Source organism: Rhodanobacter sp. FW102-FHT14D06 (assembly GCF_043950705.1).
In the GTDB taxonomy this organism is placed as follows: Bacteria; Pseudomonadota; Gammaproteobacteria; order Xanthomonadales; family Rhodanobacteraceae; genus Rhodanobacter.
Genome location: NZ_CP170722.1, coordinates 2660307 through 2686570 on the forward strand (window position 1 = coordinate 2660307; position 26264 = coordinate 2686570).

Consider the following 26264-nt stretch of genomic DNA (forward strand, 5'->3'; position numbering starts at 1 on the left):
CTCTCCCGACGGGAGAGGGGCTCAAACGACGGAGAGACAGAATGTTTGCCTACTACCTCGAACTGGCGATGCGCAGCCTGAAACGCAGCCCTGGCCTCACCATACTGATGGTGCTGGCGATCGGCTTCGGCGTGGCTGCGTCGATGACCTCGTGGTCGGTGTTCCGTGCGGTGTCGGGCGACCCGATTCCGTGGAAGTCGTCCAAACTCTTCGTGCCGCAGATCGACATGTGGGGGCCGAACGGCCGCAGTCCCGACGGCGAGCCGCCGAACGCGATGGACTACACCGACGCGGTCGCCCTGATGCGCGATCACCGCGCCAAGCGGCAGTCGGCGATGTACCAGATTTCGCCCTCGATCGTGCCGACCGACGCCAGCAAACATCCGCTCAACGTCAGCGGGCATGCCGTGTATGGCGAGTTCTTTCCGATGCTGGACGTGCCGTTCCGGTATGGCCGCGGCTGGAGCGCCAGCGACGACAGCAACCGCGCGCAGGTCGTGGTGATCAGCAGCAAGCTCAACCAGAAGCTGTTCGGCGGTATCGACAGCGTCGGCCGCATCGTCAATGTCGAAGGCCGCGATTACCGGGTGGTTGGCGTGCTCGACCAGTGGAACCCGCAGCCGCGCTTCTACGACGTGGTCAACAGCGGTGGCTTCTCCACCATCGACGCCGACGTGTTCCTGCCGTTCCAGACCGCGATCCAGACGGGCATCACCAACGACGGCAATACCAACTGCAACGCGGTGCCGGACGAACCGGGCTTCGTCGGCCTGCAGCATTCGCCCTGCGCGTGGATCGCGTTCATGGCCGAACTGGACGATGCCGCGGCGGTGACGGCGTATCGCGCCTATCTCGACGGCTATGCCAAGGATCAGCAGTCCGCCGGGCGCTTCCGCTGGGCGCCGAACAACCGCCTGCGCGACGTGCCGGCGTGGCTGGAAAACCAGCACGTGGTGCCCAGCGACACCAGGGTGTCGTTGCTGGTGGCACTCGGCCTGCTGCTGGTGTGCCTGGTCAATACGGTGGGCCTGCTGCTGGCCAAGTTCCTGCGCCGCAGCAGCGAGATCGGCGTGCGTCGCGCGCTCGGCGCGCCGCGTGCGGCGATCTACACGCAGTTCCTGGTCGAGGCGGGCATCGTCGGTGCGGCCGGCGGCGTGCTCGGCTTGCTGCTGACCGGCGCCGGCGTGGCCAGCGTGGGCTGGGTGTTGCCGCGCGACATCGCCTCGCTGGCGCGGATCGACGTGTCGCTGCTGGTGCTGACCCTGCTGGTGGCGGTGGTCGCCACGATGCTGGCCGGCCTGTATCCCACCTATCGGGCTTCGCGGGTGCAGCCCGCCTGGCAACTGAAGTCGAATTGACGCCGTCAGATCTCCGCAAGGAACAAAGCTCATGAAACTGCATCCCATCCTCGCCGCCCTGCGCAAGCACAAGGCCGGCACCGTGCTCATCTCGCTGCAGATCGCGCTGACCCTGGCGATCGTGTGCAATGCGATCTTCATCATCGGCCAGCGCATCGAGCGGGTGAACCGGCCCACCGGGCTGGACGAGAGCAACCTGTTCCTGGTCACCCAGCAATGGGTGGGCGCGCCCAGCGCCGACACCGCCGACGGCGTGGAGAAGCTCGACGCGATGCAGCGCGAGGATCTCGCCGCGTTGCGCAACCTGCCCGGCGTGACCTCGGTGGCGCCGATCAATTCGCTGCCGCTGCTCAACTCGTCGTGGACGGGCTCGATGTCGCACGATCCGGGCGCCAAGCTCGGCGGCAAGGACAACACCCGCACGGCGTACTACTTCACCGACGACCAGGCGCTGGATACGTTGGGCCTGAAGCTGGTGGCCGGCCGCGCGTTCACCGCCGGCGACGTGCAGCACCAGGGCTTTCGCGACCAGCCGCCGCGTCCCATCGCGATCATCACCAAGGCGCTGGCCGACAAGCTGTTCCCGAACGGCGGCGCGGTGGGCAAGGTGATCTACAGCGACGGCAGCAATGCGCCGACCACCATCATCGGCGTGGTCGAGCGCATGCAGACGCCCGCCAGCGGCAGCTGGGGCAACGATTTCGCGTGGTACTCGACGCTGATCCCGACCCGGCTCGACGCCAACTTTGCCCGCTACGCCGTGCGTACGCGGCCGGGCCAGCTCGACACGGTGATGCGCGCGGTGACGCCGCTGCTGTACAAGGTCAATCCGCTGCGCGTGCTCGATGACGACAGCGTCAGGCCCTTCAGCGAGATCCGCGCCAAGGCGTATCGCGCCGACGTGGGCATGGCGATCCTGATGGGGGTGATCTGCCTGATCCTGGTCGCGGTCACTGCCGCCGGCATCGTGGGTCTGACCAGCTTCTGGGTCGGCCAGCGTCATCGCCAGATCGGCGTGCGCCGCGCGCTGGGCGCACGCAAGATCGACATCCTGCATTACTTCCAGATCGAGAACCTGCTGATTGCCGGCATCGGCGTACTGCTCGGCATCGCGCTGGCGATAGCCCTGAACCTGTGGCTGATGACGCGCTACGAGATGACCCGCCTGCCGGTGTCCTACGTGCTCGTCGGCGTGCTGGCCATGCTGGTGATCGGCCAGGCCGCCGTGTTCGTGCCCGCGCGGCGCGCGTCCAACGTGCCGCCGGTGTCGGCGACGCGGGCGGCGTGACTTGGGCCGGGAATGGGGAACAGGGAACAGGGAATCGGCAAGAGCAACCACCGGGCGCCACGGCTTTTCCCATTCTCGACTCCCCATTTCCTGTTCCCTCCTCCGAAGGAGACACCGAAGGTGCTTGCCTACTACCTCGACCTGGCCCTGCGCAGCCTCAAGCGCAACAAGGCGCTCACCGCGCTGATGGTGCTGGCGATCGCGCTGGGCATCGGTGCGTCGATGACCACGCTCACGGTGCTGCACGTGCTGTCGGGCGATCCGCTGCCGGGGCGCAGCGGCACGCTGTACTACCCGCAGATCGACCCGCGCGACAACAGTGGCCAGCTGCCCGGGGTCGAGCCGCCGGAGCAGGTCACCCTGATCGATGGCCTGAACCTGCTGCACGCCGGGCGCGCCGATCGCCAGGCGCTGATGACCGGCGGCTCCGTGCCGATCCAGCCTGACTCCTCGGCCGTGGACCCGTTCTACGTGGAGTCGCGTTACACCACTGCCGACTTCTTCCCGATGTTCGGCACGCGGTTTCGCTACGGCCGCGGCTGGAACGCCGCCGACGACGAGGCCAAGGCGCGCGAGGTGGTGATCAACGGCGAGCTCAACGAGCGCCTGTTCGGCGGCGCCGACAGCGTGGGCCGCAACCTGCGCATCGCCGACGCCAGCTTCCGCATCGTCGGCGTGCTCGACGACTGGGAGCCCAACCCGCACTTCTACGATCTCAACACCGGCTCCTACGGCCGTGCCGAGCAGGTATTCGTGCCGTTGCAGACGGCGCTGGACCTGAAGATGGAGCACAACGGCTCCAACGACTGCTGGGGCAGGGGCGCCGGTGGCGTGGGCCGGATCTACCCCTCGGAAAGCTGCGTGTGGCTGCAGTTCTGGGTGCAGCTGGACAGCTCGTCCAAGGCGGCCGACTACCAGCAGTTCCTGGTGCATTACTCGCAGGAGCAGAAGGCGCTGGGGCGTTTCGCGAAGGCGCCGAACGTGCGCCTGCGCAACGTGATGCAGTGGCTGGCCCATGAACGGGTGGTGCCCGACGACGTGCGCCTGCAGACCGGTCTGGCGTTCGGCTTCCTGCTGGTGTGCCTGGTCAACACGGTCGGGCTGATGCTGGCCAAGTTCATGCGGCGCGCCGGCGACCTCGGCGTGCGGCGCGCGCTGGGCGCCTCCAAACGCTCGCTGTTCGGACAACTGCTGGTCGAGTCCGGCGTGATCGGCGTGGTGGGCGGCGTGGGCGGCCTGCTGCTGGCGGGACTGGGCCTGTGGGTGGTGCGCCAGCGTCCCTCCAGCTATGCCGCGTTGGCGCACCTGGACGGCACGATGCTGCTGACCACCTTCGCGCTGGCGCTGGGTTCGACCCTGCTGGCCGGCATGCTGCCGGCGTGGCGCGCCTGCCAGGTGCCGCCGGCCCTGCAGCTCAAGAGCAACTGAGGGTTACCGACATGGAACTGCGACCGATCCTCTCCACGCTGCGGCGGCACAAGACCACCGCCTGGTTGCTGATCCTGGAGATCGCGCTGACCTGCGCGATCGTGTGCAACGCGGTGTTCATGATCAACCACCGCCTGCAGCACATGGAGATGCCCACCGGCATCGACGAACATGCGCTGGTGCAGATCCAGCTGGCCGAGGTGACGCCGTCGCCGGACATCTACGCGCGGGCAAGGGAGGATCTTGCCGTGATCCGGCAAGTGCCCGGCGTGCTGGACGTGGCGCTGGTCAACCAGTTGCCGCTGGGCGGCTCCTCGTCCAATGCCAGCATCAAGCTGGACCCGGAGCAACGCCAGCCGACCCTCAGCGCCGGCACCTATTTCGGCGGGAACCTGGCGCAGACGATGGGTCTGCGCCTGCTGGCGGGGCGCCACCTGCAGCCCGACGAGGTGCTCGACGCCGACGTGGTGCTCAAGGCGCTGGCCACCGGCGACACCAAGGTCATCGCACCGGTCACGGTCATCACGCAGGCCATGGCGCAACGGCTGTGGCCGGGCGCCGACGCGCTCGGCAAGACGATCTACGTCGGCCCGGTCGGCGTGCGCGTGGTCGGCGTGGTCGCCGACCTGGCGCGCGCCAATGCCTACGATGACGCGACCGCGCACTACTCGATGATCCTGCCGATGTTCATGGGCGCCGGCAAGGACCAGAGCTACCTGATCCGCACGCGCCCGCAGGATCGCCAGGCCGTGCTGAAAGCCGCCGTGGCGGCGCTGAAGAAAGCCGACCCGCGGCGGGTGGTGACCGAGCAGCGCACCTACGACGAAGTGCGCGACAAGTTCTTCGAGAACGACCGCTCGATGGCCGGCATCCTGGTGGGCGCGATCGCCGCGCTGCTGATCGTCACCGCGCTGGGCATCGTCGGCCTGGCCAGTTTCTGGGTGGCGCAACGCCGGCGCACCATCGGCGTGCGCCGCGCGCTGGGCGCCACGCGCCGCAACATCCTCAACTATTTCCAGACCGAGAACCTGCTGCTGGCCACGATCGGCATCGTGCTCGGCATGGTGCTGGCCTACGCCATCAACCTGTTCCTGATGCTGCACTACGAGCTGCCGCGATTGCCGGCGATCTATTTCCCGGTGGGCGCGATCGCGCTGTGGCTGATCGGCCAGCTCGCCGTGCTCGGTCCGGCGCTGCGCGCCGCGGCGGTGCCGCCTGTCGTGGCAACGAGGTCGGTGTGACGCAGGAGCCCGCTCGCGGGCGATGCCCTTGATTTGATCTGCGTCGCGCATTTGAGCAGGAGCATCGCCCGCGAGCGGGCTCCTGCGAAAGAACGAGTCAACAGGAGTAATTCGGACGTGTTCACCTATTACCTCGATCTCGCCCTGCGCAGCCTCAAGCGCAACAAGGTGCTCACCGCGCTGATGGTCATCGCCATCGCGGTGGGCATCGGCGCCAGCATGACCACGTTGACGGTGATGCATCTGCTCTCCGGCGACCCGGTGCCCACGCGCAGCGGCACGCTGTTCTATCCGCAGGTGGACGGCAACCCGACGCCCGGCGATTTCAAGCAGCCGCTGGACGTGATGGATTACCAGTCGGCAGTGGACCTGTGGGGCGCGCATCGGGCCGATGCCCAGACGCTGGTGGTGGACAGCCCGGTGCGGCTGAGCGCGCCGGGGGTCAACCTGCCGACCTTGATGCCGAGCATGCTGTCCACCACCAGCGACTTCTTCCCGATGTTCGACGTGCCGTTCCGCTACGGCAGCGGCTGGAGCGCGGATGACGATGCCCGGCACGCGCGGGTGGCGGTGATCTCCGACGATCTCAACCACAAGCTGTTCGGCGGCCGCGACAGTGTCGGCCAGGTGCTGCGCCTGCGCGACACGGACGTGCGCATCGTCGGCGTGCTGCGTCCATGGCGCCCGTCGCCGGTGTTCTACACCGTGGCCGGCGGCCGCTTTGCCAATGGCGACACCGCGGACTTCTACGGCAAGACGCAGGACGTGTTCACGCCGTTCTTCACCGGTCTCGAACTCAACGACGGCAACTTCCAGCAGTTCACCTGCTGGCACATGCCCGAGCGGCCCGGCCATCTGCAGAACTCGCCGTGTGCGTGGGTGCGCCTGTGGGTGCAGCTTGGCGACGCCGGCAAGGTCGCCGCGTACAAGCAGTTCCTGGATGGCTACGCGGCGCAGCAGGCCGCGCTGGGACGCATCGTGCGGCCGCAGAACACGCGCCTGCGCAGCCTGATGCAATGGCTGGACTACAACGGCGTGGTGCCCGGCGACGTGCGGCTGCAGACCTGGCTGGCGTTTGCGTTTCTCGCCATCTGCCTGTTCAACATGATCGGCCTGCTGCTGGCGAAGTTCCTGCGCCGCAGCGGCGAGATCGGCGTGCGCCGCGCGCTCGGCGCCAGCCGCGGCGCGGTGTTCGCGCAATGCCTGGTGGAGGCCGGGCTGGTCGGCCTGATCGGCGGCATCGGTGGCCTGGGCCTGACTCTGCTCGGCCTGTGGCTGGTTCGCCGGCAGCCGGTGGCGTACGCCGATCTGGCGCACCTGGACGTGTCGATGTTCGTCGCCACCTTCGTCACCGCGATCGCCGCCAGTCTGCTGGCCGGGGTCCTGCCGGCGTTCCGCGCCAGCCGGGTGGCGCCGGGCCTTCAGCTAAAGACTTTGTAGTGCGCTGTTCCTGCGCAGGAGCCCGGCCATCCCTGGCCGGACATCTCAGACAGGCACCGTTTTCACCAGGCATCAGGTAACGAGACATGCAGATTCGACCCATCCTCGCCGCGTTGCGCCGCCATCGCATGGCCACCGTGCTGATCGCGCTGGAGATCGCGCTGGCCTGCGCGGTGCTGTGCAACGCCTGTTTCCTGATCGCCGGCCGGATCGACGCGATCCAGGTCGACAGCGGCGTCGACGAGGCCTCGCTGGCGACGGTGCAACTGGCCGGCTACGAGAACGCGCACGCGGTCGACCTCAACGCCCGGGTGCTGGCCGGGCTGGGCAGCATTGCGGGCGTGCAGTCGGTGAGCCTGCTCAACTCCATCCCGTTCGGCGCGCGCCGCGGCACCGCGGGCATCACCACGGACATGGCCGGCAAGCACTTCGGCGGCGTGGTCGAGTTCTACGTCGGTGGCCCGGGCAGCCTTTCGGCGTTGGGCACGCGGCTGGTTGCCGGGCGCAATCCGCAGCCCGACGATTTCCGTCCGTTCACCGCCTTGATGCCGGACGACGCCTCGGTGCAGGTGACGGGGGCACTGGCCGAGCACCTGTGGCCGGGCGCCGATCCGCTGGGCAAGGAATTCTGGCTGGACAAGTCGCACTTTCGCGTGGTCGGCGTGATCGACCACCTGGTGCGACCCGACCCGGGCGGCTGGCCGGGCGACAGCCGCGACTGGTCGGTGTTCGTGCCGGCGCAGTCGAGTGTCTATCTCTCCGGCAGCTACCTGCTGCGCGCCGCGCCGACGGACCTGCCGCGGGTGTTGCGCGATGCCCGCGCCGCGATCGCGAAGATCGCCCCGGATGCCGTGCTCGACCAGGACGGCACGCAGACCCTCGGCGACCTGCGCACCCGCAGTTTCCAGAAGGACCGCGCGATGATCGGCATGCTGGTGGGCGTGATCGTGGCGCTGCTGCTGGTCACCGCCCTGGGCATCGTCGGCCTGGCCAGTTTCTGGGTGGCGCAGCGGCGCCGGCAGATCGGCATCCGCCGCGCCATCGGCGCCACCCGCCGCGACATCCTGCACTACTTCCAGACCGAGAACTTCCTGATCGTCAGCTTCGGCATCGTGCTGGGCATGGTGCTGGCCTATGCACTCAATCTGTTGCTGATGACGCACTACGAACTGCCGCGCCTGCCGCTGGCCTACCTGCCGATCGGCGCCGTCGCACTGTGGCTGCTCGGCCAGCTCGCCGTGCTCGGCCCCGCGTTGCGCGCCGCGGCCGTGCCGCCGGTGGTGGCGACGAGGGGGTAGCGGTGCCGGGAATGGAGGGTCGGCAATGGGAAACGGGAAAGACCAGAGCGTGAAGCGTCACGGCCTTGCGATTCCCCGATTCCCCCCTCCCGGCTCCGTGCATTCCGGCACGGGCTGACCGCCCCTCGACGCGATCACAATCCACCGTATCGATTCACCACGACCCAAAGGACGCTGCCGATGAAAACCCTGCCGTTGTTGATCTGTCTGGCCCTCGCGGGCTCGGTGACCCTGGCCGCTCCGCTGCAGGCGGCGCCCGCGGCGCAGTCCGTCGCCAAGGGCGACGTGGCCACTCGCGTGCAGGCGCTCAACGCGCTGCTGGCGGAGCAATGGGAGTACACGCTGAAGAACAGCCCCGAGTTCGCCACCATCCTGGGCGACTTGCGCTACAACGACCATTGGAGCGATGTCTCGCTGGCGCACATGCGCGCGGACCATCAGGCGACGCAGGATTTCCTCAAGCGCTTCGAGGCGATCGACACCAGCGGTTTCCCCGATAGCGACAAGCTCAACCAGCAGTTGATGGTGCGCCAGCTGAAGGATTCGCTGCGTTCTTACGACCTCAAGCTCTACGAGATGCCGCTGGACCAGATGAGCGGCGTGCACATCGCGCTGGCCGGCTTCGTCAGCTCGATCCCGTTCAACAGCACCAGGGAATACGACGACTACCTGGCGCGCCTGAAGGCAGTGCCGAAGCTGTTCGACCAGGTCACCGCGGTGGCGCGGCAGGGCATGGCCGACAAGATGATGCCGCCGAAGTACCTGCTGGAAAAAGTGGTCAAGCAGATCGCCAGCATCGAGCAGCCGGCCGGCATGGACAGCGTGTTCGCCGAGCCGCTGAAGCATTTTCCCAAGTCGGTCTCGGCGGCCGACCAGAAGCGCCTGCATGACGCCATCGTCGCCGCGATCGACCACGACGTGCGCCCGGCCTACGCAAAGCTGGGCAAGTTCGTGGCCGACGACTACGCCCCGCACGGGCGCAGCCAGCCCGGCGTGTGGGATCTGCCCAACGGCGAGGCGATCTACCGCTTCCAGGTCGAGCAGATGACCACTACCAGGGAAACCCCGCAGCAGATCCACGAGATCGGCCTGGCCGAGGTCAATCGCATCGAGGGCGAAATGACGAAGATCGCCCACGCGCAGGGCTTCAAGGACCTGGCCAGTTTCCGCGCCTCGCTGAAGACCAACCCGAAGACGCACGCCACCTCGCGCGAGGACATCCTCAATCGCTATCGCGGCTACATCGCCGGCATGGAGCCGGAGCTGCCCAAACTGTTCGGGCGCCTGCCCAAGACCGAGGTGGTGGTCAAGCCGGTGGAGAAGTTCCGCGAGAAGGAGGCCGCGGCGGCCGAATACCATCAGGGCACGCCGGACGGCTCGCGGCCCGGGCAGATCTTCGTCAACACCGGCGATTTCGCCAACCGCAGCGTGCTGACTATCGAATCCACCGCCTACCACGAGGGCATTCCGGGCCATCACCTGCAGATATCGATCGCGCAGAGCCTGCCCAAGCTGCCGCCGTTCCGCCAGCAGGCCGGCTACACCGCCTATGTCGAGGGCTGGGCGCTGTACGCCGAGCAGCTGGGCAAGGAGGTGGGCTTCTACAAGGACCCGCTGTCCGACTACGGCCGCCTGTCCGATGAGCTGCTGCGCGCCGATCGCCTGGTGCTCGACACCGGTGTGCACTACAAGCACTGGACGCGCCAGCAGATGGTCGATTTCTTCCACGCCCATTCCAGCGAGGACGAGCCGGACGTGCAGGCCGAGACCGACCGCTACATCACCTGGCCCGGGCAGGCGCTGGCGTACAAGACCGGCGAGCTGAAGATCCTGGCGTTGCGCGCGCGAGCCAAGCAGGCGTTGGGCGACCAGTTCGACATCCGCGCCTTCCACGACGAGATCCTCGGCGGCGGCGCGCTGCCGCTGGACGTGCTGGAGGACCGCGTCAACGACTGGATCGCCGCGGTGAAGGCCGGCAAGGCGCCGGTGCATCCGGCGGCGATCTGATTGGAAGGGCGCTTGTGCAAACCCCGTTTGTCCTGGGCGTAGGCCGAAGGCCGAAGTCGAAGGACGTTCCAGTGATGGCTTGGCTGCGTCGGTGGGCGCTTCGACTCCGCCCGCTGCGCGGGCTACGCTCGGCGGGAACGCAGGGGAGGTCTGAGTGGATTGCCGCCCCGGTTCGCCGGGGCGGCAATCCGGTGCTTGAATAGTTCGTTAGTCATGGCAACCTTGCGGACACGAGCGGCATCCATGTCCGCATGTGCAGAAAACGAATGACCCGAACCGTACTCATCATCGACGACAATCCCGCCGTGGGCGAGGCGCTCTCGCTGGCGCTGTCGCTGCACGAGATCCTCCCGCTGACCGCGCTGACGCCGGAAGACGGCCTGGCCATGCTGGAGCGCGACACCGTCGACGTGGTGATCCAGGACATGAACTTCACCGCCGACACCACCTCGGGCGAGGAGGGCGTGGAGCTGTTCCGCGCCATCCGCGAGCGCCATCCCGACCTGCCGGTGATCCTGCTCACCGCCTGGACGCACCTGGAAACCGCGGTGGAGCTGGTCAAGGCCGGCGCGGCCGATTACCTGGCCAAGCCCTGGGACGACCACAAGCTGCTGGCCACGGTGGAGAACCTGCTGGAGTTGTCCGAATCCAGCCGCGAGCTGACCCGCAGCCGCCGCGAGCGGCGCCAGCGGCGCGAGCACCTGCGCAGCAAGTACGACCTCGACGGGCTGGTATTCGCTTCCGAGGCAATGGGGCGCACGCTCAACCTGGCCTGCCAGGTCGCCCGCTCCGACGTGCCGGTGCTGATCACCGGTCCCAACGGCACCGGCAAGGAGCGCATCGCGGCGATCGTGCACGCGAACTCCGCGGTGAAGCGCGGGCCGTTCGTGGCGGTCAATTGCGGCGCACTGCCGGGCGAGCTGATCGAAGCCGAGCTGTTCGGTGCCGAGGCCGGCGCCTACACCGGCGCCAACAAGGCGCGCGAGGGCCGCTTCGAGCTGGCCGACGGCGGGACCCTGTTCCTCGACGAGATCGGCAACCTGCCGCTGCCCGGCCAGATGAAGCTGCTGCGCGTGCTGGAAACCGGCCAGTTCGAGCGGCTCGGTTCGGGCAAGACGCGCCACGCCAAGGTGCGCGTGCTCAGCGCCACCAACGCCGACCTCAAGGCGATGATCCAGGCCGGTACCTTTCGCGAGGACCTGTACTACCGGCTCAACGTGATCGAGGTGAACCTGCCGCCGCTCACCGAGCGCACCGACGACATCCTGCCGCTGGCGGAATTCTTCCTCGACGGCCGCGCGGAACTGGGCGACGCCGCGCGCGAGGCGATGCAAAGCTATCCGTGGCCGGGCAACGTGCGCGAGCTGAAGAACGCGATCGAGCGCGCCGCCCTGCTGGCGGGCGGCAACCCGATCACGCCGGAGCTGCTCAACCTGCCGCAACATGCGGCAGCGAGCAACCGCAACCTGGACGAACCCAGCCGCGACGCCGTGGAGGACGCCTTGCAGCATGCCGGCGGCGTGGTCAGTCGCGCCGCGCAGCAGCTTGGCCTGTCGCGCCAGGCGCTGTATCGGCGGATGGAGCGCTACGGGCTGGCCACCTCGGGCTGACCGGAGCGGGCTTGCCGCCGCGCGTGCGGCGGACAAAGATGCGCGATCGAGAAGGCGGAGGTGTGCGATGAAGTTTCGAGGTCTGTTGATCCCTTGCGCGATGTTGCTGGCCGGCGCCGTGGCCGCGCAGTCGGCCGCGCCGCAGAGCGACTCCCGCGACGATCGCTGGGATGCCGCACCGCCGGCGGCCGGCTCGACGAATTACCGCAGCGTACCGGTGCTGCCCGGCAACGACGCCCATGGCGTGTTCCAGTTCAGGCAGGCGAAGCATCAGGGCCCCGCCTATGAGCCGCCGCCGCAGGCCAACGACAAGGCCGCCGTGATGGGCAAGTCGCGGCCGTGGCAGAACGGCCGGCCGCCACTCGATTGCGCGATGCATCCGAGGGCGCCGGGATGCCGCTGATGCGGTGGACGCGCGGGCCGGGGTCGGTGCCTGCCGCCGTGCGCAGCGGCCGGAGCGGCGCCCCATGTGGCAACTGCTGAACTCGCTGCGCGCGCGGCTGAGTCTGCTGCTGGTCGCCGCCGGCGTGGTCGGCGCACTGATCCTCGTCGGCGTCACCCGCTGGCCACTGCCGCAACTGCTCGCGTGGTTGCATGGCGGCGCGGCCGGCGCCGACGAGGCGGCATCGGCCGCGGTCACCGCGACGCCGCCGCCGCAGGATGTCTACATCGCACTGGCCGTGGGGCTGGTGTTGCTGATGCTGGCCGCGATCTGGCTGGCCGGGCGCGCGCTGGACCCGGTGAGCCGTCTGCTGCGGGCGCTGGAAGGCGCGGTGGCCAGTTATCGCGACGGTGATTTCAGCTTCTCCATCGCAGCCAACCGCCGCGACGAACTGGGCAAGCTGATCCGCATGCACAACGAGCTGGGCCACACCTTGCGCGAGCAGCGCCAGCACCTGGCGCAACGCGAGCTGCTGCTGGACACGGTGGTGCAGAACACGCCGGTGGCGCTGGTGCTCACCGATGCCGCGGGCCGCGTGGCCTACGCCAACATCGCCTCAAGGCACCTGTTCAATGAGGGGCGCAGCCTGGCCGGGCTGGATTTCGCCGAACTGCTGGCCGAGGCGCCGCAGGTGCTGCGCCAGGCGGTGGAGAGCGGCGAGGATGCGCTGCTCACGGTGGACATGGACGGCAGCGACGAAACCTTCCACCTGTCGCAGCGTGCGTTCCGCCTGCAGGGGCGGCCGCATCGCCTGCATTCGTTCCGGCGCATGACGCGCGAGCTGTCGCGGCAGGAGGTGGCGACCTGGAAGCGGGTGATCCGGGTGATCAGCCACGAGCTCAACAACTCGCTGGCGCCGATCTCCTCGCTGGCGCACTCTGGCGCGGAGCTGGCGCGGCGCGGCGACGTCGATCGCCTGCCCAGCGTGTTCGCCACCATCGGCGAACGTGCCCGCCACCTGCACGGCTTCATCGCCGGCTATGCCAGCTTCGCCAAGCTGCCGACACCGCGACCGGTCGCGGTGGAGTGGGCGGCCTTTCTGGAAGGCCTGTCGCTGCACTGCCGCTATCGTCTGGCCTCGGCGGTTCCGGAGCGGCCGGGCTGGTTCGACGCCGCGCAGGTCGAGCAGGTGTTGATCAACCTCATCAAGAACGCGCACGAAGCCGGCGGCCCGGACGACGAGGTCACGCTGTCGATCCACGATGTCGGCGCCGAGATGCGCGTGGAGGTGGCCGACCGTGGCCCGGGCATGAGCGAAACGGTGCTGGCGCAGGCGCTGCTGCCGTTCTATTCGACCAAGCGCTCCGGCACCGGCCTGGGCCTGGCGCTGGCGCGCGAGATCGCCGAGGCGCACGGCGGGCGCGTGTTGCTGGCCAACCGCGAGGGCGGCGGCCTGCGCGTGACCTTGCTGTTGCCGACCGCCAAGGCGCCGCCGCGCGGCTGATCACGGGCGCGCGGGCTTGTCCCCCGATCCGGCCAGGCCGGAAAAGTCCGCGCTGGAGGTCTGGTCGAGTTTCCTGCGCTGCGATTGCAGCGGTTCGCCGGTGACCTGGAACCACACGTTCTCGGCGATGTTGGTGGCATGGTCGCCGATGCGCTCGATGTTCTTGGCCATGAACAGCAGGTGCGTGCACGGGGTGATGTTGCGCGGGTCTTCCATCATGTAGGTCAGCAGCTGGCGGAAGTAGCCGGTATAGGCCTCGTCCAGCACGGTGTCGTTCTTCCACACCGCGTGCGCGCGCTCGGCATCGCGCTCCTGGTAGGCCGCGAGCACCTCGCGCACGCCGGTGGCCGCCAGCCGCGCCAGGTGTTCCAGGCCTCTGGCCGGCTGCACCGGGGCCACCATCGACAGGGGGATCGAGCGTTTGGCCACGTTGGCGGCGTAATCGCCGATGCGCTCGATGTCGGCCGCCGTGCGCAGCGCCGCGAACACGTTGCGCAGGTCGCCGGCCATCGGCGCGCGCAATGCCAGCAGACGCACCACGTCGTGGCTGATGTCGTGCTCCATCTGGTCGATCGTGTCGTCGTTGTCGACCACGCGCTGGGCGGCGCGCTCGTCGCGCCGCTCGACCACGTCGATCGCCGCCTCCAGCTGTTTCACCGACAACTCGCCCATGCGCACGATCTCGGCGGTGAGCCGGCTCAGTTCGGTGTCGTAGCTCTTGATGATGTGGTCTGTGCCAGTGCTCATGATGTGCCTCTGCTTGTTCCTTCTCCCTTTGGGAGAAGGTGCCCCGAAGGGGCGGATGAAGGTTCGGGCGGAGCGGGGCGCCGAGGCCCCGCCCGTACCCTCACCCCACCCCCTCTCCCGGAGGGAGAGGGGCTTTCAATCGTCTAGCCGAATCGCCCGGTGATGTAATCCTCGGTCTGCTTCTTGTCCGGCTTGGTGAAGATTTTCTCGGTCTTGTCGAACTCGATCAGCTCGCCCAGGTACATGAAGGCGGTGAGGTCGGAGACGCGGGCGGCCTGCTGCATGTTGTGGGTGACGATGACGATGGTGAACTGGCTTTTCAACTCTTCGACCAACTGCTCGATGCGGCCGGTGGCGATCGGGTCGAGCGCCGAGGTGGGTTCGTCCAGCAACAGCACTTCGGGTTTCAGCGCGATCGCGCGGGCGATGCACAGGCGCTGCTGCTGGCCGCCGGAGAGGCCGAGCGCGTTGTGCTTGAGCTTGTCCTTCACCTCGTCCCACAGCGCCGAGCTGCGCAGTGCCTGCTCGACGCGGCCTTCCATGTCGGACCTGGACAGCTTCTCGTGGTGGCGGATGCCGTAGGCGACGTTCTCGAAGATCGTCATCGGGAACGGCACCGGCTTCTGGAACACCATGCCGATCTTGCTGCGCAGGCGGTTCATCGAATAGCGCGGGTCGAGGATGTTCTCGCCGTCGAGCAGGATCGAGCCGGTGGCCCGCAGCTTGGGGTAGATGGCGTAGATGCGGTTGAAGATGCGCAGCAAGGTGGACTTGCCGCAACCGGACGGCCCGATGATCGCAGTGACCTGCTTCTCTGGGATATCCATGTCGATGCCTTTCAGCGCATGGAAATCGCCGTAGTGGAAGTGCAGGTCGCGCACGGTGAACTTGGGCGACGCCACCGGCAACGGCCGGGCGGCGAGGGCGGGATCAGTCATGGGACACCTTGGTGCGGGAAAGGATCAGGCGCGAGGCCAGGCTCAGCAGCAGCACGAACATGGTGATCACGAACGCGCCGGCCCACGCCAGCGCGTGCATCGATTCGCCCGGGTCGTTGGCGTACTGGTAGATGATCTGCGGCAGGCTGGACATCTTCTCCATCGGGTTGATGGCCATGTAGTTGTTGCCGAACGCGGTGAACAGCAGCGGCGCGGTCTCGCCGCTGATGCGCGCCAGCGCCAGCAGCACGCCGGTGATGATGCCCGAGCGCGCCGCGCGGATCAGGATCTGCACGGTCAGCTTCCACTGCGGCACGCCCAGCGACAGCGCGGCTTCGCGCAAGGTGGAGGGCACCAGCCGCAACATCTCGTCGGTGGTGCGCACGATCACCGGCAACGCGATCAGCGCCAGCGCCACGCCGCCGGCGAAGCCGGAGAAGGTGGTGTTGCCGTGGGTCAGCGCCGTGCTGGGCAGCACGATGATGGTGTAGACGAACAGGCCCATCACGATCGACGGCGCCGACAGCAGGATGTCGTTGAGGAAGCGGATCGACTCCCCCAGCTTCGTGCGGTTGGCGTACTCGGCCAGCCAGGTGCCGGCCAGCACGCCGATCGGCGTGGCGATGCCGATGCCGATGAAGTTGATCACCAGGCTGCCGACCATCGAGTTCAGCAGGCCGCCGTCCTCGCCGTAGGCGGTGATTTTGGTGAACAGCTTCAGGTCCAGCGCGCTGATGCCCTGGCGCAGCGTTTCCCAGAGAATCCAGGCGAGGAAGGCCAGCCCCACCAGCGTGGCCAGCATGCTCATGGTCATGGCCAGCGCATTGGTGATCCGCCGGCGCAGGTAGAGCGCGTTCATCAACGACCCTCCTTGCTCGCCAGGCGGCGCAGCATCAGGCGGGCGATCAGCAGCACGATGAAGGTGACCACGAACAACAGGAAGGCCAGCGCCATCAGCGCGGACTTCTGCAGGCCGGCGGCTTCGCTGAACTGGTTGGCGATGGTCGAGGCAATCGAGGTGCCGGGATCGAGCAGCGAGGCCGACAGCTGCATCGCGTTGCCCAGCACGAAGGTCACCGCCATCGTCTCGCCCAGCGCGCGGCCGAGGCCGAGGAAGATGCCGCCGATCACCGCCGAGCGGGTGTACGGCAGCACGATGTCCCACGACACCTCCCAGGTGCTGGAACCCAGCGCATAGGCCGATTCCTTCAGCCGCGTCGGCACGGTCTGGAACACCTCGCGCATCACCGAGGAGATGAACGGGATGATCATGATCGCCAGCACGATGCCGGCGACCAGGATGCTGGCGCCGAACGGATAGCTGCTGCCGAACAGCTTGCCCACGAAGGGCACGTGCTCGGCCACCCACGACAGCTGGCCGTCGTCGGGCTGGTTGCCGAGGTTGTTGGTCAGCCACGGCTTGACGTGTTCGGCGAAGAACGGGGCGAAGATGAAAAGCCCCCACATGCCGTAGATGATCGAGGGGATGCCGGCCAGCAGTTCGATGGCCGAGGCCACCGGCGTGCGCAGCCAGGCCGGCGCCACTTCGGAGAGATAGACCGCGATGCCGAAACTCACCGGCACGGCGATCAGCAAGGCGATGAAGGAGGTGGCCAGGGTGCCGTACACCGGCACCAGGGCACCGTAGACCTCGTTGCCCGGGTCCCATTCGGAGCTGACCAGGAAGTGCCAGCCGAACGTGGCGAACGCGTCGCGCCCGCCCCACAAGGTGGCCGCGGCGGCGCCGAGCAGGGACGCCAGCACCAGCAGCGCGCAGGCCTTCAACAGCCAGCGGAACAGCCGCTCGTGACGGGCGTCACGGCGGCTGCGCTGTTCCAGGATGTCGGTGGTGATGGCTGTCGTCATGCGGGACTCGGTGACCGGCTTGTGATTGAACAAACCCCGTTCGCCCCGAGCGTAGCGCAGCGGAGCCGCAGGGCAGTCCCCTTCGGCTCCGACCCTGCGCCACGCGCTCGGGGCGAACGGGGCGGGTGGCGGCTTCGATCAAGCCATCAATGCTTGAACTCGGACGTCCAGTACGCCTCGATCTGGCTGACCAGCGACGCCGGCAGCGGCACGTAGTCGAGTTCGCTGGCGGCTTGCTGGCCATGCTCCAGCGCGTACTTGAAGAAGTCGAAGGCGACCTTGCTGTTGCCCGCGTTCTTCGGCGACTTGTACATGATGATCCAGGTGGTGGCGGTGATCGGCCACGCCTTGGCGCCCGGCGCGTTGGTCATGATCAGGTTGAAGTCCTTGGCGCTGGCCCAGTCGGCGGTAGCCGCGGCGGCCGCGAAGCTCTCCGCTTCCGGCGCAATCACGTTGCCGGCGGCGTTCTTCATGTTCACCCAGCTGATCTTGTTCTTCACCGCGTAGGCGTATTCGACGTAGCCGATCGAGCCCTTGATCTGGCGCACGTACTGCGACACGCCCTCGTTGCCCTTGCCGCCCACGCCGGTCGGCCATTCCACGGCGGTGCCGAACTTGACCTTGCCGGCCCACTCCGGGCTGACCTTGGACAGGTAGTTGGTGAAGTTGAACGAGGTGCCCGAACCGTCCGAGCGATGCACCACGGTGATCTTGCCGGCCGGCAGGGCCAGGCCCGCGTTCAGCGCGGCGATCTTCGGATCGTTCCAGTTCCTGATCTTGCCCAGGAAGATGTCGGCCAGGGTGGCGCCGTCCAGCTTGATCTGGCCGGCCTGCACGCCGGCGATGTTGACCACCGGCACGATGCCGCCGACCACGATCGGGAACTGGCCCAGGCCGTACTTCTTCAGGTCCTCGGCCTTCATCGGCGCGTCGGAGGCGCCGAAGTCGATGGTGCCTTCCTTGATCTGCGCGATGCCGGCGCCGGAACCGATCGACTGGTAGTTGAGGCGGTTGCCGGTCTTCTCGGCATACGCGGCCGACCACTTGGACATGACCGGGTAGACGAAGCTGGAGCCGGCGCCGGTGATGTCGGTGGCGTGGGCGGCCACGCCGAAGGTCGAGGCCACGGCGAACGTGGCGACGGCGGCGAGCCGGACTGGCAGTTTGCGGAGGGTCAACATGGAAGCTCCTTTCGAGTGGGGTCGGATGCGACCCCGCCATTTCAGGCTTTTCGTGTTGCCATTGAATGAAATGAATGTTGCAGCAAGATGACAGCCCCTGCGACAGTGCCGGCGGGCCACGCGCGGGAGTGTCTCGAATCTGTCATGTCAGTGGCATCCAGCCGTAAAAGTCCGTCTGCAAACTTTTAACCAATCGCCGGCCAGGCCCCTCCGGTTCGGGCGGCGATCCAGCGATTTCCCACCCACTTGCGGAGAAAGACATGCGTTCCAAACTGATTGCGGTGGCGATTGCCGCCGGCCTCGGGGTTGCCAGCTTCACGGCCGCGGCCGCGCCGCAGAACCGGACGTCGGCGACCACCAGCGCCGAGGTCGAGTCGCTGAAGGCCCAGCTCGCCGCACTGCAGGCCAAGGTGAACGAACTGGAACAGCGCACCGATGCGCAGTCCGACATCAACGTCAGCACCGGCCAGGCGGTGGAGAAGGCGACGGCGGTGACCACCGCCAGCGACAAGAAACTCGAGTCGCTGGAGAAGCTGGTCAACAACACCAAGTTGTCCGGCCGCATGTACTTCGACTTCACCAACATCGACCAGAAGGACAGCGACAGCGGCAAGACCGACAAGTCCGGCATCGGCATGGACGTCAAGCGCTTCTACCTCGGCGTCGACCACAAGTTCAACGACATCTGGTCGATGAACCTGACCACCGATTTCAACTATTCCAGCAGCGACGGCCAGACCAGCCTGTTCGTCAAGAAGGCCTACGTGCAGGGCAAGTTCGACGACGCGGCGGTGCTGCGCATCGGTTCGACCGACATGCCGTGGATTCCGTTCGCCGAGCAGTACTACGGCTTCCGCTACGTCGAGAACACCATCACCGACCGCCTGAAGTACGGCAACTCGGCGGACTGGGGCCTGCACCTGGGTGGCGAGCTGGGCGCCGGCAAGTCGTTCAACTACGCGGTGTCGGTGGTCAACGGCAACGGCTACAAGAATCCGGGCCGCAGCAAGGGCGTGGATGTCGAGGGCCGCCTCGGCTTCGTGCCGTTCGAGAACATGGTGGTGGCGATCGGCGGCTACCGCGGCCATCGCGGCCAGGAGACCGAGAACGTCAACGCCGTGAACACGGCCGAGCGCGGCGACATCATGGTCGCCTATGCCAGCGACGCGTTCCGTCTCGGCGCCGAGTACTTCACGGCGAAGAACTGGAACAACGTGCTCACCACGGCCACCGACAAGGCCGACGGTTACTCGCTGTGGGGCAGCGTGGCGGTGGCCGACGACGTGAGCCTGTTCGCCCGCTACGACAACGCCAAGCTCAGCAAGACGCTGGATGGCGCCAACAAGAACGTCTACTACAACGCCGGCGTCGAGTACCAGGTGACCAAGGGCTTCAAGCTGGCCGGCGTGTGGAAGCACGAGAAGGCCGACAAGTCCGTCAGCACGCCGGTACCGCCGCACGTGCGCAACGTGAAGACCAACGAGATCGGCGTGTTCGGCGAAGTGCGCTTCTGAACCCCGTGCCGCCGCGGCAGTCCGCGGCGGCGCGGCGGGGCAAACGGTTATCGTGAGGGAGTTCCACCCAGGGATGGAGAGCGGCGGGCCAGGATGCCCGCCGTTTCTTTTTTTGCGCGGATGATGGCGATGACGCTGCGCGCGCGTCCGCCGAGGCGTCAGGTCTTGTACCGGTCCAGCAGCCAGCCCTGCGCCGCATGCGCCGGTGCGTCGCCCGGCGTGGCGCGGCGATAGTGGCCATCGGCGTCCAGCAGCCAGGCCTGCACGTTGTCGTCCAGGTAGTTCTGCAAGGTTTCGCGGAAGACGCGTGTCGCCAGGCGCGGGTCGCGTATCGGGAAGCACGCCTCCACCCGGCGCAGCAGATTGCGCTCCATCCAGTCGGCCGAGGAGCCGTAGATCTCGGCGTGGCCGTCGTTGGCGAACCAGTACACGCGGCTGTGCTCGAGAAAGCGGCCCAGCACCGAGCGCACGCGGATGCGCTCGGAGACCCCGGGCAGGCCCGGGCGCAGGATGCACGCGCCGCGCACGATCAAGTCGATCTCGACGCCGGCGCAGGAGGCGCGGTAGAGCGCGGCGACCATGGAGGGTTCGTTCAGCGCGTTCATGCGCGCGATGATCCGCGCCGGCTTGCCGGCGCATGCGTGCGTGATCTCGCGCTCGACCAGGGCGAGCAGGCCGCGATGCAGGCTGAAGGGCGACTGCAGCACGTGCTCCAGCTCCACCGCCGGTCCGAGGCTGCACAGCTGCTGGAAGATCCGGCCCACGTCGGCGCAGATGCCCGGGTCGCGGGTCATCAGGCCGATGTCGGTGTAGAGCCGGCTGGTGGCCAGGTGGTAGTTGCCGGTGGACAGGTGCGCGTAGCGGCACAGCACGCCCCGTTCGCGGCGCACGATCAGCAGCATCTTGGCGTGGGTCTTGTAGCCGACGACGCCGTACACGACCTGCACGCCGGCCTCCTGCAGACGGTCGGCCAGGCGGATGTTCGCCTCCTCGTCGAAGCGGGCGCGCAACTCGATGACCGCCGTCACCTCCTTGCCGGAGCGGGCCGCATCGGCAAGGTAGCCGACCAGCGGCGAGTCCTCGCCGACCCGGTACAGCGTCTGCCGGATCGCCAGTACGTCGGCGTCCGTGCTGGCCTGGCGCAGCAGTTCGAGCACGGGCGTGAACGAATCGAACGGGTGATGCAGCAGCAGGTCGCCCTGGCTGATGGTGTCGAACATGCCGGCGTCCGCCGTGAAGGCGCGAGGCACGGCCGGCACGAACGGCGGATATTTCAGATCCGGGCGATCGACCATGTCATAGACCGCCGACGCGCGATGCAGGTTGACCGGGCCGCTGCACAGGTACACGTCGGCATCGGTCAGGCCGAAGTTCACCAGCAGCATCTGCCGCACCTCGGGCGTGCAGCCCTCGCCGAGTTCCAGCCGCACCGCGTCGGCGTAAGCCCGCTCGCGCAGTTCCATGCTCAGCACGCGCGCCAGGTTCTCGGTGTCGCCTTCTTCCAGCTCCAGTTCGGAATCGCGCGTCACGCGGAACTGGCAGGCGCCGCGGATCGTCATGCCGGGGAACATCGCGTCGGCGAAGCGCTCCAGCAGCGTGGAGAGGAACACGAACTGGTGTGGCGCGCCGGCGACCTCCGGCGGCAGGCGGATCACGCGCGGCAGCGAGCGCGGCGCGCGCACGACCGCGACATGGCCCTCGCGACCGAAGGCGTCCTCGCCGTCCAGCACCACCGCGACATTGAGGCTCTTGTTGAGTATCCGCGGGAACGGGTGGGCCGAGTTCAAGCCCAGCGGCGAGAGCACCGGCAGGATCTCGCGCTCGAAGTGCGTGCGCGCCCAGCGCGTCTGTGCGGGCGACCAGGGCGCGCCGTCGATGAACACGATGCCCTCGCGCGCCAGCGCCGGGCGCAGCTCGTCATGCCACGTTTCGTACTGGGTGTGCATCAGCCGGGTGGCGTTGTCGCGCACCTGCGCGAGCACCTCGGCCAGGGGCATGCCGTCCGGGCCCGGGCGCGCGTCGCCGTAGGCGATCCAGTGCCTGAGGCTGGCCACGCGCACCTCGAAAAACTCGTCGAGGTTGCGCACCGAGATGCACAGGAAGTGCAGCCGTTCCAGCAGCGGTACCGTGGCGTCGCGCGCCTGGGCCAGCACGCGGGCATTGAATTGGAGCGCCGAAAGTTCGTGGTTGAGGCAGAGGTTCGCCGCGCGGAAACCGACGCTGGCCGGCTCCGGCTCGACGTGCTGCGGCGCGCTTGCGATGGTCATGGGCGGAGGGTCGGCGGGTGAGGGCGGTTCAACCCGCCAGGGTGCCGACGAGTGCGGCGTCGAGCCCGCGCGAGGCGAGGCCGAGCAGCGCGCCGAGTGCGGCACCGGCGAGCACGTCGCTGGGGTAGTGCAGGCCCAGCACCACGCGCGACATCGCCACCAGCACGGCGAACAGCGCCAGCGGAAGGGCCAGCACGGGAAACCAGCCGGTGGCGACGATGCCGAAGCTCACCGCGTGCAGCGTATGCCCCGACGGGAAGCTGAACTCGTCCAGCGGCGGTGCGCGCGCGATCACTTCGCGGTGCACGCGGAACGGCCGCGGGCGACGCGTGCGGCGCTTCAGCGTGCGGTAGAGCAACCACGCCACGATGCCGGTGCCGGCCATCTGCAGTGCGGCGTGCCGACCGCGGTCACCGCCGCCGATGGCCAACGCGGCGATCAGGCCGTACCAGAGCCAGCCATCGCCGAGGCGGCTGGCCGCGCCGAAGATCCGTTGCACCGCGCGACGCGCGCCCCAGCGGCTGGCCGCGCGGCACAGCAGCGCGTCCAGCGACAGAGTTGCCGGTTCAGGCGACGGCGCGGAGACGGTCATCGGGATGGCCATGCAGCAGCGAGACCAGCAAAGTCTCGAATTCCGCGATCACCATGTCCGGCGGGCACCGCAGCGCGGCGCGCCGCGCATTGGCGCCGAGCCTGCGGCGGGTCGTCGGGTCGACGCCGAGCTGGTAGGCCGAGGTGATGAAACTGCGCGCGTCCGAGGGCGGCACAATGCGCCCGGAGATGCCGTCGACGACGTGCTCCTGCGCCGCGGCATGGTCGAACGCGACCAGCGCCAGCCCCGAGGCCATCGCTTCCAGTACCACGTTGCCGAAGGTTTCCGACAGGCTCGGGAACAGGAACACGTCCGCGCTGGCGTAGTGCGCGGCCAGATCCGCGCCGTGCCTGGTGCCGACGAACAAGGCCTCCGGGCAGGCGCTGGCGAGCGCCGCGCGTTGCGGACCGTCGCCGACCATCACCAGGCGCGCGGCGGGCGTGCGTGCCTGCAACGCGCGGAAAGCCTGCACGGCGAGGCCCAGGTTTTTCTCCGCGGCGATCCGTCCGATGCACAGCAGCACCGGCGTCTCGTCATCCACGCCCCAGCTGCGGCGCAGCGCCGGATCGCGCCGCTCCGGCGAGAACAGCCGGACATCGACGCCGCGGCGCAGCTTGCGCACGTGGTCGACACCGGCATCCGTCAGCTCGGCGTGCAGCGCGTTGGTCGGCACCAGGGTCATCTGCGCGCGACGGTGGAAGCCGAGCAGGTGGTTGCGTACCAGCGGCGCCAGCAGGCCGACGCCATAGTGGGCGGCGTAGTCGTGGAAGCGCGTGTGGAACCCGCTCACCACCGGGATCTGCAGCGCGTTGGCCACGCGCAGCGCCGACGCGCCCAGCGGACCTTCCGTGGCGATGTACACCGCATCGGGCCGCTTCGCATGCCAGCGCCGGCGCAGCGCACTGCCGGCGGGCAGGCCGAACTGCATGCCCGGGTAGCGCGGCAGCGCCACGCCGCGTGCGCGTACCAGTTCGACCTTGCCGTCGCGGCCGTCGCCGCCGGGGCGGACCACGTCGACGCCCAGCCCGCGTGCGGCCAGTCCGGCGGCAAGCGTGCGCACGGTGAGGGCGACACCGTTCACCTGGGGCGGCCAGGTTTCCGTGACGAAGCTGACGCGCATCGCTGTTCTCCGATCGGAACTGGCACCGATCGTGGCGCCGCCCTGTTGCACGCGAACGACGGCTGCATGACGCTTGTGTGCTTGCCGACTTGCGCGCGCTGCGGGAAGGCATCGCGAACTGCCGTCGTGACAAAAAAGCGAGCCCCGCATGTCATCGGCTTGTCACGCGGCGTTGCGACAATGCCTGCGCCTGCCAGGCACTCCCCTCCATGGCAGGCATCTTCGAGATGCCGCTCCCCCTCCTGAATCGGCTCCCGGCGTGGATTTTCTCCACGCCGTTTTTTTTGCGACAAGGGGGTTGCGCGCAGGCGCGGCTCAGTTGGCCGGGGTCTCGGCGCGGAAGATGCCGCCGCGGTCCGGCGGCAACACGCGCGAGGCTTCCATCACGCAGGAGAAGGTCGAGCCGCGGCCGGGCTCGCTCTCGATCACCAGGCGCCCCTGGTGCAGGTTCAGCACGTGCTTGACGATGGACAGGCCCAGGCCGGTGCCGCCGGACTCGCGCGAGCGGCTGGACGACACGCGGTAGAAGCGCTCGGTGAGTCGCACCAGGTGTTCGGCGGAGATGCCCAGCCCGCTGTCGCGCACGGAGAAGATCGCGCCGCCATCGGCGGTCTGCCGCCAGCCGATCACGATCTCGCCGCCGCTGGGCGTGTAGCGCACGGCGTTGCTGGTCAGGTTGGAGAACGCGCTGTGCAGGTGATGGATCGAGCCGCGCAGGCGCACCGCAGTGGTCGCCTCCACGCTGATGCGGTGCCGGCCCTGGCTGAGCGCCACCGCCTCGCGGCGCAGCGTCTCCAGCAGCGGAATCATGGCCACTTCCTCGTCCGGCAGGGCCTCGCGCGTTTCCAGCCGCGACAGGGTCAGCAGATCCTCGACGATCTGCTGCATCCGCTGCGACTGCATGCGCATCTCGCCGAGCACCGGCGCCAGCTCGGGCACGTCCACGGGGTCCAGCAGTTCCAGATAGCCGTGGATCACTGTCAGCGGCGTGCGCAGCTCATGCGAGACGTTGGCCACGAAATCGCGGCGCACCTGCTCCAGCCGGCTCAGCGTGCTGATGTCACGCGCCAGCAGCACCTTCAGCTGCTGGCCGAAGGGGATGATCGTCGCGGCCAGGCGCAGCGACGCATCCGCCGGCGCCGGCAGGTCGGTGGCCGGCTGCGTGGCATTCGTGCGCAGCCACGTGCCCAGCTCGCTGCCGTCGAGCCATTGCGCGAGCGGCTGTCCGACGTGTTCGCGCCGCACGCCGAGCAGACGGGTAGCGGCCGCGTTGAACCAGCGCACGCGCCCCTGATCGTCGAACAGCACCACGGCATCGGCCAGTGCGCCCACCGCGTCGCGCACGTCGTGCAACTGCGCGCGCAGGCGCGACTGGCGCAAGGCGCGTGCGGCGCGGAGTTGGCCAGGTGTATCGGGTCGCGTCCGGCGTGCACGGCGTGCGCGCAGCCACCACCCCAGCGCGACGGCTTCACCGCCCAGGGCGACGCCGAGCGCCCACCATGGCGACGCCCACAGCGCGGCGACGATCGCGCCGGCCATCGAGCCGATCACGATGACGAGGAAGCCGGTGTCGAAGGAGGTGCGGATGCTGCGCATGCGCCGGCCGGAGCTGCTCAGGGCCGCACGGGTGCGGGCTGGGCGGAGAAGCGGTAACCGGTGCCGCGCACTGTCTGGATCAGGGCATCCAGGCCCCATGCCTCCAGGGTCTTGCGCAGGCGCCGGATGTGCACGTCGACGGTGCGCTCCTCCACGTAGACGCTGCCGCCCCAGACATGATCGAGCAGTTGCGCGCGGGAATACACGCGCTCGCTGTGGCTCATGAAGAAGTGCAACAGGCGGTATTCGGTGGGACCCAGGTGCACCGGCTCGTCGCCGGCGAACACCCGGTGCGCCTGGCCGTCCAGACGCAGCCCGCCCAGCTCGATCATGCCGGCGCCGTCCTCGCCCTGGCTGCGGCGCAGCACCGCCTTGATCCGCGCCACCAGCTCGCGGGTGGAAAACGGCTTGACCACGTAGTCGTCCACGCCGGCATCCAGACCGGCCACGCGGTCGGTCTCCTCGCCGCGGGCGGTCAGCATGATGATCGGCAGGTCGCGGGTCAGCTCCTCGCGGCGCAGGCGCCGGGCCAGGTCCATGCCGCTGATGCCCGGCAGCATCCAGTCGAGCAGGATCAGGTCGGGCACCGCCTCGGCGATGGCCAGCTGCGCTTCACCGGCATCGGCGGCGCAGACCGGCAGCATCTCTGCGCGGCGCAGCGCGAACGCCACCATGTCGCGGATCGGCGCCTCGTCTTCGATGATCAGGATGCGTTTTTGCATGCATATGCCCAGTGGCAGCCGGCGCCATGGAATCACGGCCATGTTACGCGACGATGACAGCGCCGGGCTGCCCGGTCGCGGTCGTGATGATCGTTCCATGACGCCGTGGTCCGGCCCGCTCGACGGCGCTGCGCTCGCCTATACTGACATCTTCACGGAAAGGGG

21 protein-coding genes are annotated in these 26264 nt (G+C 68.3%); 11 read left to right on the forward strand and 10 right to left on the reverse strand.

Annotation, left to right across the window (positions count from 1 at the left end):
• The first annotated feature begins 41 nt into the window (after positions 1-41).
• The 10 genes from ACFCQI_RS11890 (at position 42) to ACFCQI_RS11935 (ending at position 13556) form a co-directional block, all read left to right on the forward strand.
• On the forward strand, positions 42-1358 hold the full coding sequence (locus tag ACFCQI_RS11890) for an ABC transporter permease (protein ID WP_395116937.1): 1317 nt from the start codon (positions 42-44) through the stop codon (positions 1356-1358).
• 31 nt (positions 1359-1389) lie between these two features.
• Complete coding sequence (locus ACFCQI_RS11895) at positions 1390-2646, forward strand: ABC transporter permease (RefSeq protein ID WP_395116939.1); 1257 nt, start codon at positions 1390-1392, stop codon at positions 2644-2646.
• Between the two features lie 120 nt (positions 2647-2766).
• Positions 2767-4074: an ABC transporter permease gene (locus ACFCQI_RS11900; RefSeq protein WP_395116941.1), complete on the forward strand. Its 1308-nt coding sequence runs from the start codon at positions 2767-2769 to the stop codon at positions 4072-4074.
• Positions 4075-4085: 11 nt separating this feature from the next.
• The gene (locus tag ACFCQI_RS11905; RefSeq protein ID WP_136256885.1) at positions 4086-5315 is read left to right on the forward strand and encodes an ABC transporter permease; all 1230 of its coding nucleotides are present in this window, start codon (positions 4086-4088) and stop codon (positions 5313-5315) included.
• A 117-nt stretch (positions 5316-5432) separates the two neighbouring features.
• Positions 5433-6755, forward strand: coding sequence for an ABC transporter permease (locus ACFCQI_RS11910; RefSeq protein ID WP_136256886.1), 1323 nt, complete (start codon positions 5433-5435; stop codon positions 6753-6755).
• Between the two features lie 86 nt (positions 6756-6841).
• The gene (locus ACFCQI_RS11915) at positions 6842-8053 is read left to right on the forward strand and encodes an ABC transporter permease (RefSeq protein ID WP_395116943.1); all 1212 of its coding nucleotides are present in this window, start codon (positions 6842-6844) and stop codon (positions 8051-8053) included.
• Positions 8054-8233: 180 nt separating this feature from the next.
• Positions 8234-10060, forward strand: a complete 1827-nt coding sequence (locus ACFCQI_RS11920; protein WP_395116945.1) for a DUF885 domain-containing protein — start codon at positions 8234-8236, stop codon at positions 10058-10060.
• 266 nt (positions 10061-10326) lie between these two features.
• Positions 10327-11670 carry a sigma-54-dependent transcriptional regulator gene (locus ACFCQI_RS11925; RefSeq protein ID WP_395116947.1) on the forward strand — a complete coding sequence of 448 codons (1344 nt, stop codon included), beginning with the start codon at positions 10327-10329 and terminating at the stop codon, positions 11668-11670.
• Positions 11671-11737: 67 nt separating this feature from the next.
• Positions 11738-12073 carry a hypothetical protein gene (locus ACFCQI_RS11930; RefSeq protein ID WP_395116949.1) on the forward strand — a complete coding sequence of 112 codons (336 nt, stop codon included), beginning with the start codon at positions 11738-11740 and terminating at the stop codon, positions 12071-12073.
• Between the two features lie 64 nt (positions 12074-12137).
• The gene (locus ACFCQI_RS11935; protein WP_395116951.1) at positions 12138-13556 is read left to right on the forward strand and encodes a sensor histidine kinase; all 1419 of its coding nucleotides are present in this window, start codon (positions 12138-12140) and stop codon (positions 13554-13556) included.
• Here the strand turns inward: ACFCQI_RS11935 and phoU are convergent, their stop codons facing one another.
• The 5 genes from phoU to pstS form a co-directional block, all read right to left on the reverse strand.
• Positions 13557-14303 (reverse strand): phosphate signaling complex protein PhoU, encoded by a 747-nt coding sequence (gene phoU / locus ACFCQI_RS11940; protein WP_395116953.1) that lies wholly within the window; start codon positions 14301-14303, stop codon positions 13557-13559. It lies immediately after the preceding gene.
• Between the two features lie 143 nt (positions 14304-14446).
• Positions 14447-15241, reverse strand: coding sequence for a phosphate ABC transporter ATP-binding protein PstB (gene pstB, locus ACFCQI_RS11945; protein WP_395116955.1), 795 nt, complete (start codon positions 15239-15241; stop codon positions 14447-14449).
• Positions 15234-16100, reverse strand: coding sequence for a phosphate ABC transporter permease PstA (gene pstA / locus ACFCQI_RS11950; RefSeq protein WP_136256896.1), 867 nt, complete (start codon positions 16098-16100; stop codon positions 15234-15236). Before pstA ends, pstB begins: the two co-directional genes overlap by 8 nt.
• A complete protein-coding gene (gene pstC / locus ACFCQI_RS11955) occupies positions 16100-17107 on the reverse strand; it encodes a phosphate ABC transporter permease subunit PstC (RefSeq protein WP_395116957.1) in 1008 nt (335 codons plus the stop codon). The genes pstA and pstC overlap by 1 nt, the downstream gene beginning before the upstream one ends.
• 146 nt (positions 17108-17253) lie before the next feature.
• Positions 17254-18288, reverse strand: a complete 1035-nt coding sequence (gene pstS / locus ACFCQI_RS11960; protein WP_395116959.1) for a phosphate ABC transporter substrate-binding protein PstS — start codon at positions 18286-18288, stop codon at positions 17254-17256.
• Positions 18289-18548: 260 nt separating this feature from the next.
• Between pstS and ACFCQI_RS11965 the strand changes: the two genes are divergently transcribed.
• A complete protein-coding gene (locus ACFCQI_RS11965; protein ID WP_395116961.1) occupies positions 18549-19802 on the forward strand; it encodes a porin in 1254 nt (417 codons plus the stop codon).
• Between the two features lie 158 nt (positions 19803-19960).
• Here ACFCQI_RS11965 and ppk1 read toward each other — a convergent pair whose 3' ends face one another.
• From ppk1 to phoB, 5 genes are all read right to left on the reverse strand, one after another.
• Positions 19961-22069, reverse strand: a complete 2109-nt coding sequence (ppk1, locus tag ACFCQI_RS11970) for a polyphosphate kinase 1 (RefSeq protein WP_395116963.1) — start codon at positions 22067-22069, stop codon at positions 19961-19963.
• Positions 22070-22097: 28 nt separating this feature from the next.
• A complete protein-coding gene (locus tag ACFCQI_RS11975) occupies positions 22098-22661 on the reverse strand; it encodes a phosphatase PAP2 family protein (protein WP_395116965.1) in 564 nt (187 codons plus the stop codon).
• Positions 22636-23781, reverse strand: coding sequence for a glycosyltransferase family 4 protein (locus tag ACFCQI_RS11980; protein ID WP_395116966.1), 1146 nt, complete (start codon positions 23779-23781; stop codon positions 22636-22638). The genes ACFCQI_RS11975 and ACFCQI_RS11980 overlap by 26 nt, the downstream gene beginning before the upstream one ends.
• A gap of 315 nt (positions 23782-24096) precedes the next feature.
• Positions 24097-25377, reverse strand: a complete 1281-nt coding sequence (gene phoR / locus ACFCQI_RS11985) for a phosphate regulon sensor histidine kinase PhoR (protein ID WP_395116968.1) — start codon at positions 25375-25377, stop codon at positions 24097-24099.
• Between the two features lie 17 nt (positions 25378-25394).
• Complete coding sequence (gene phoB / locus ACFCQI_RS11990) at positions 25395-26099, reverse strand: phosphate regulon transcriptional regulator PhoB (RefSeq protein WP_395116970.1); 705 nt, start codon at positions 26097-26099, stop codon at positions 25395-25397.
• Positions 26100-26264 lie beyond the last annotated feature (165 nt).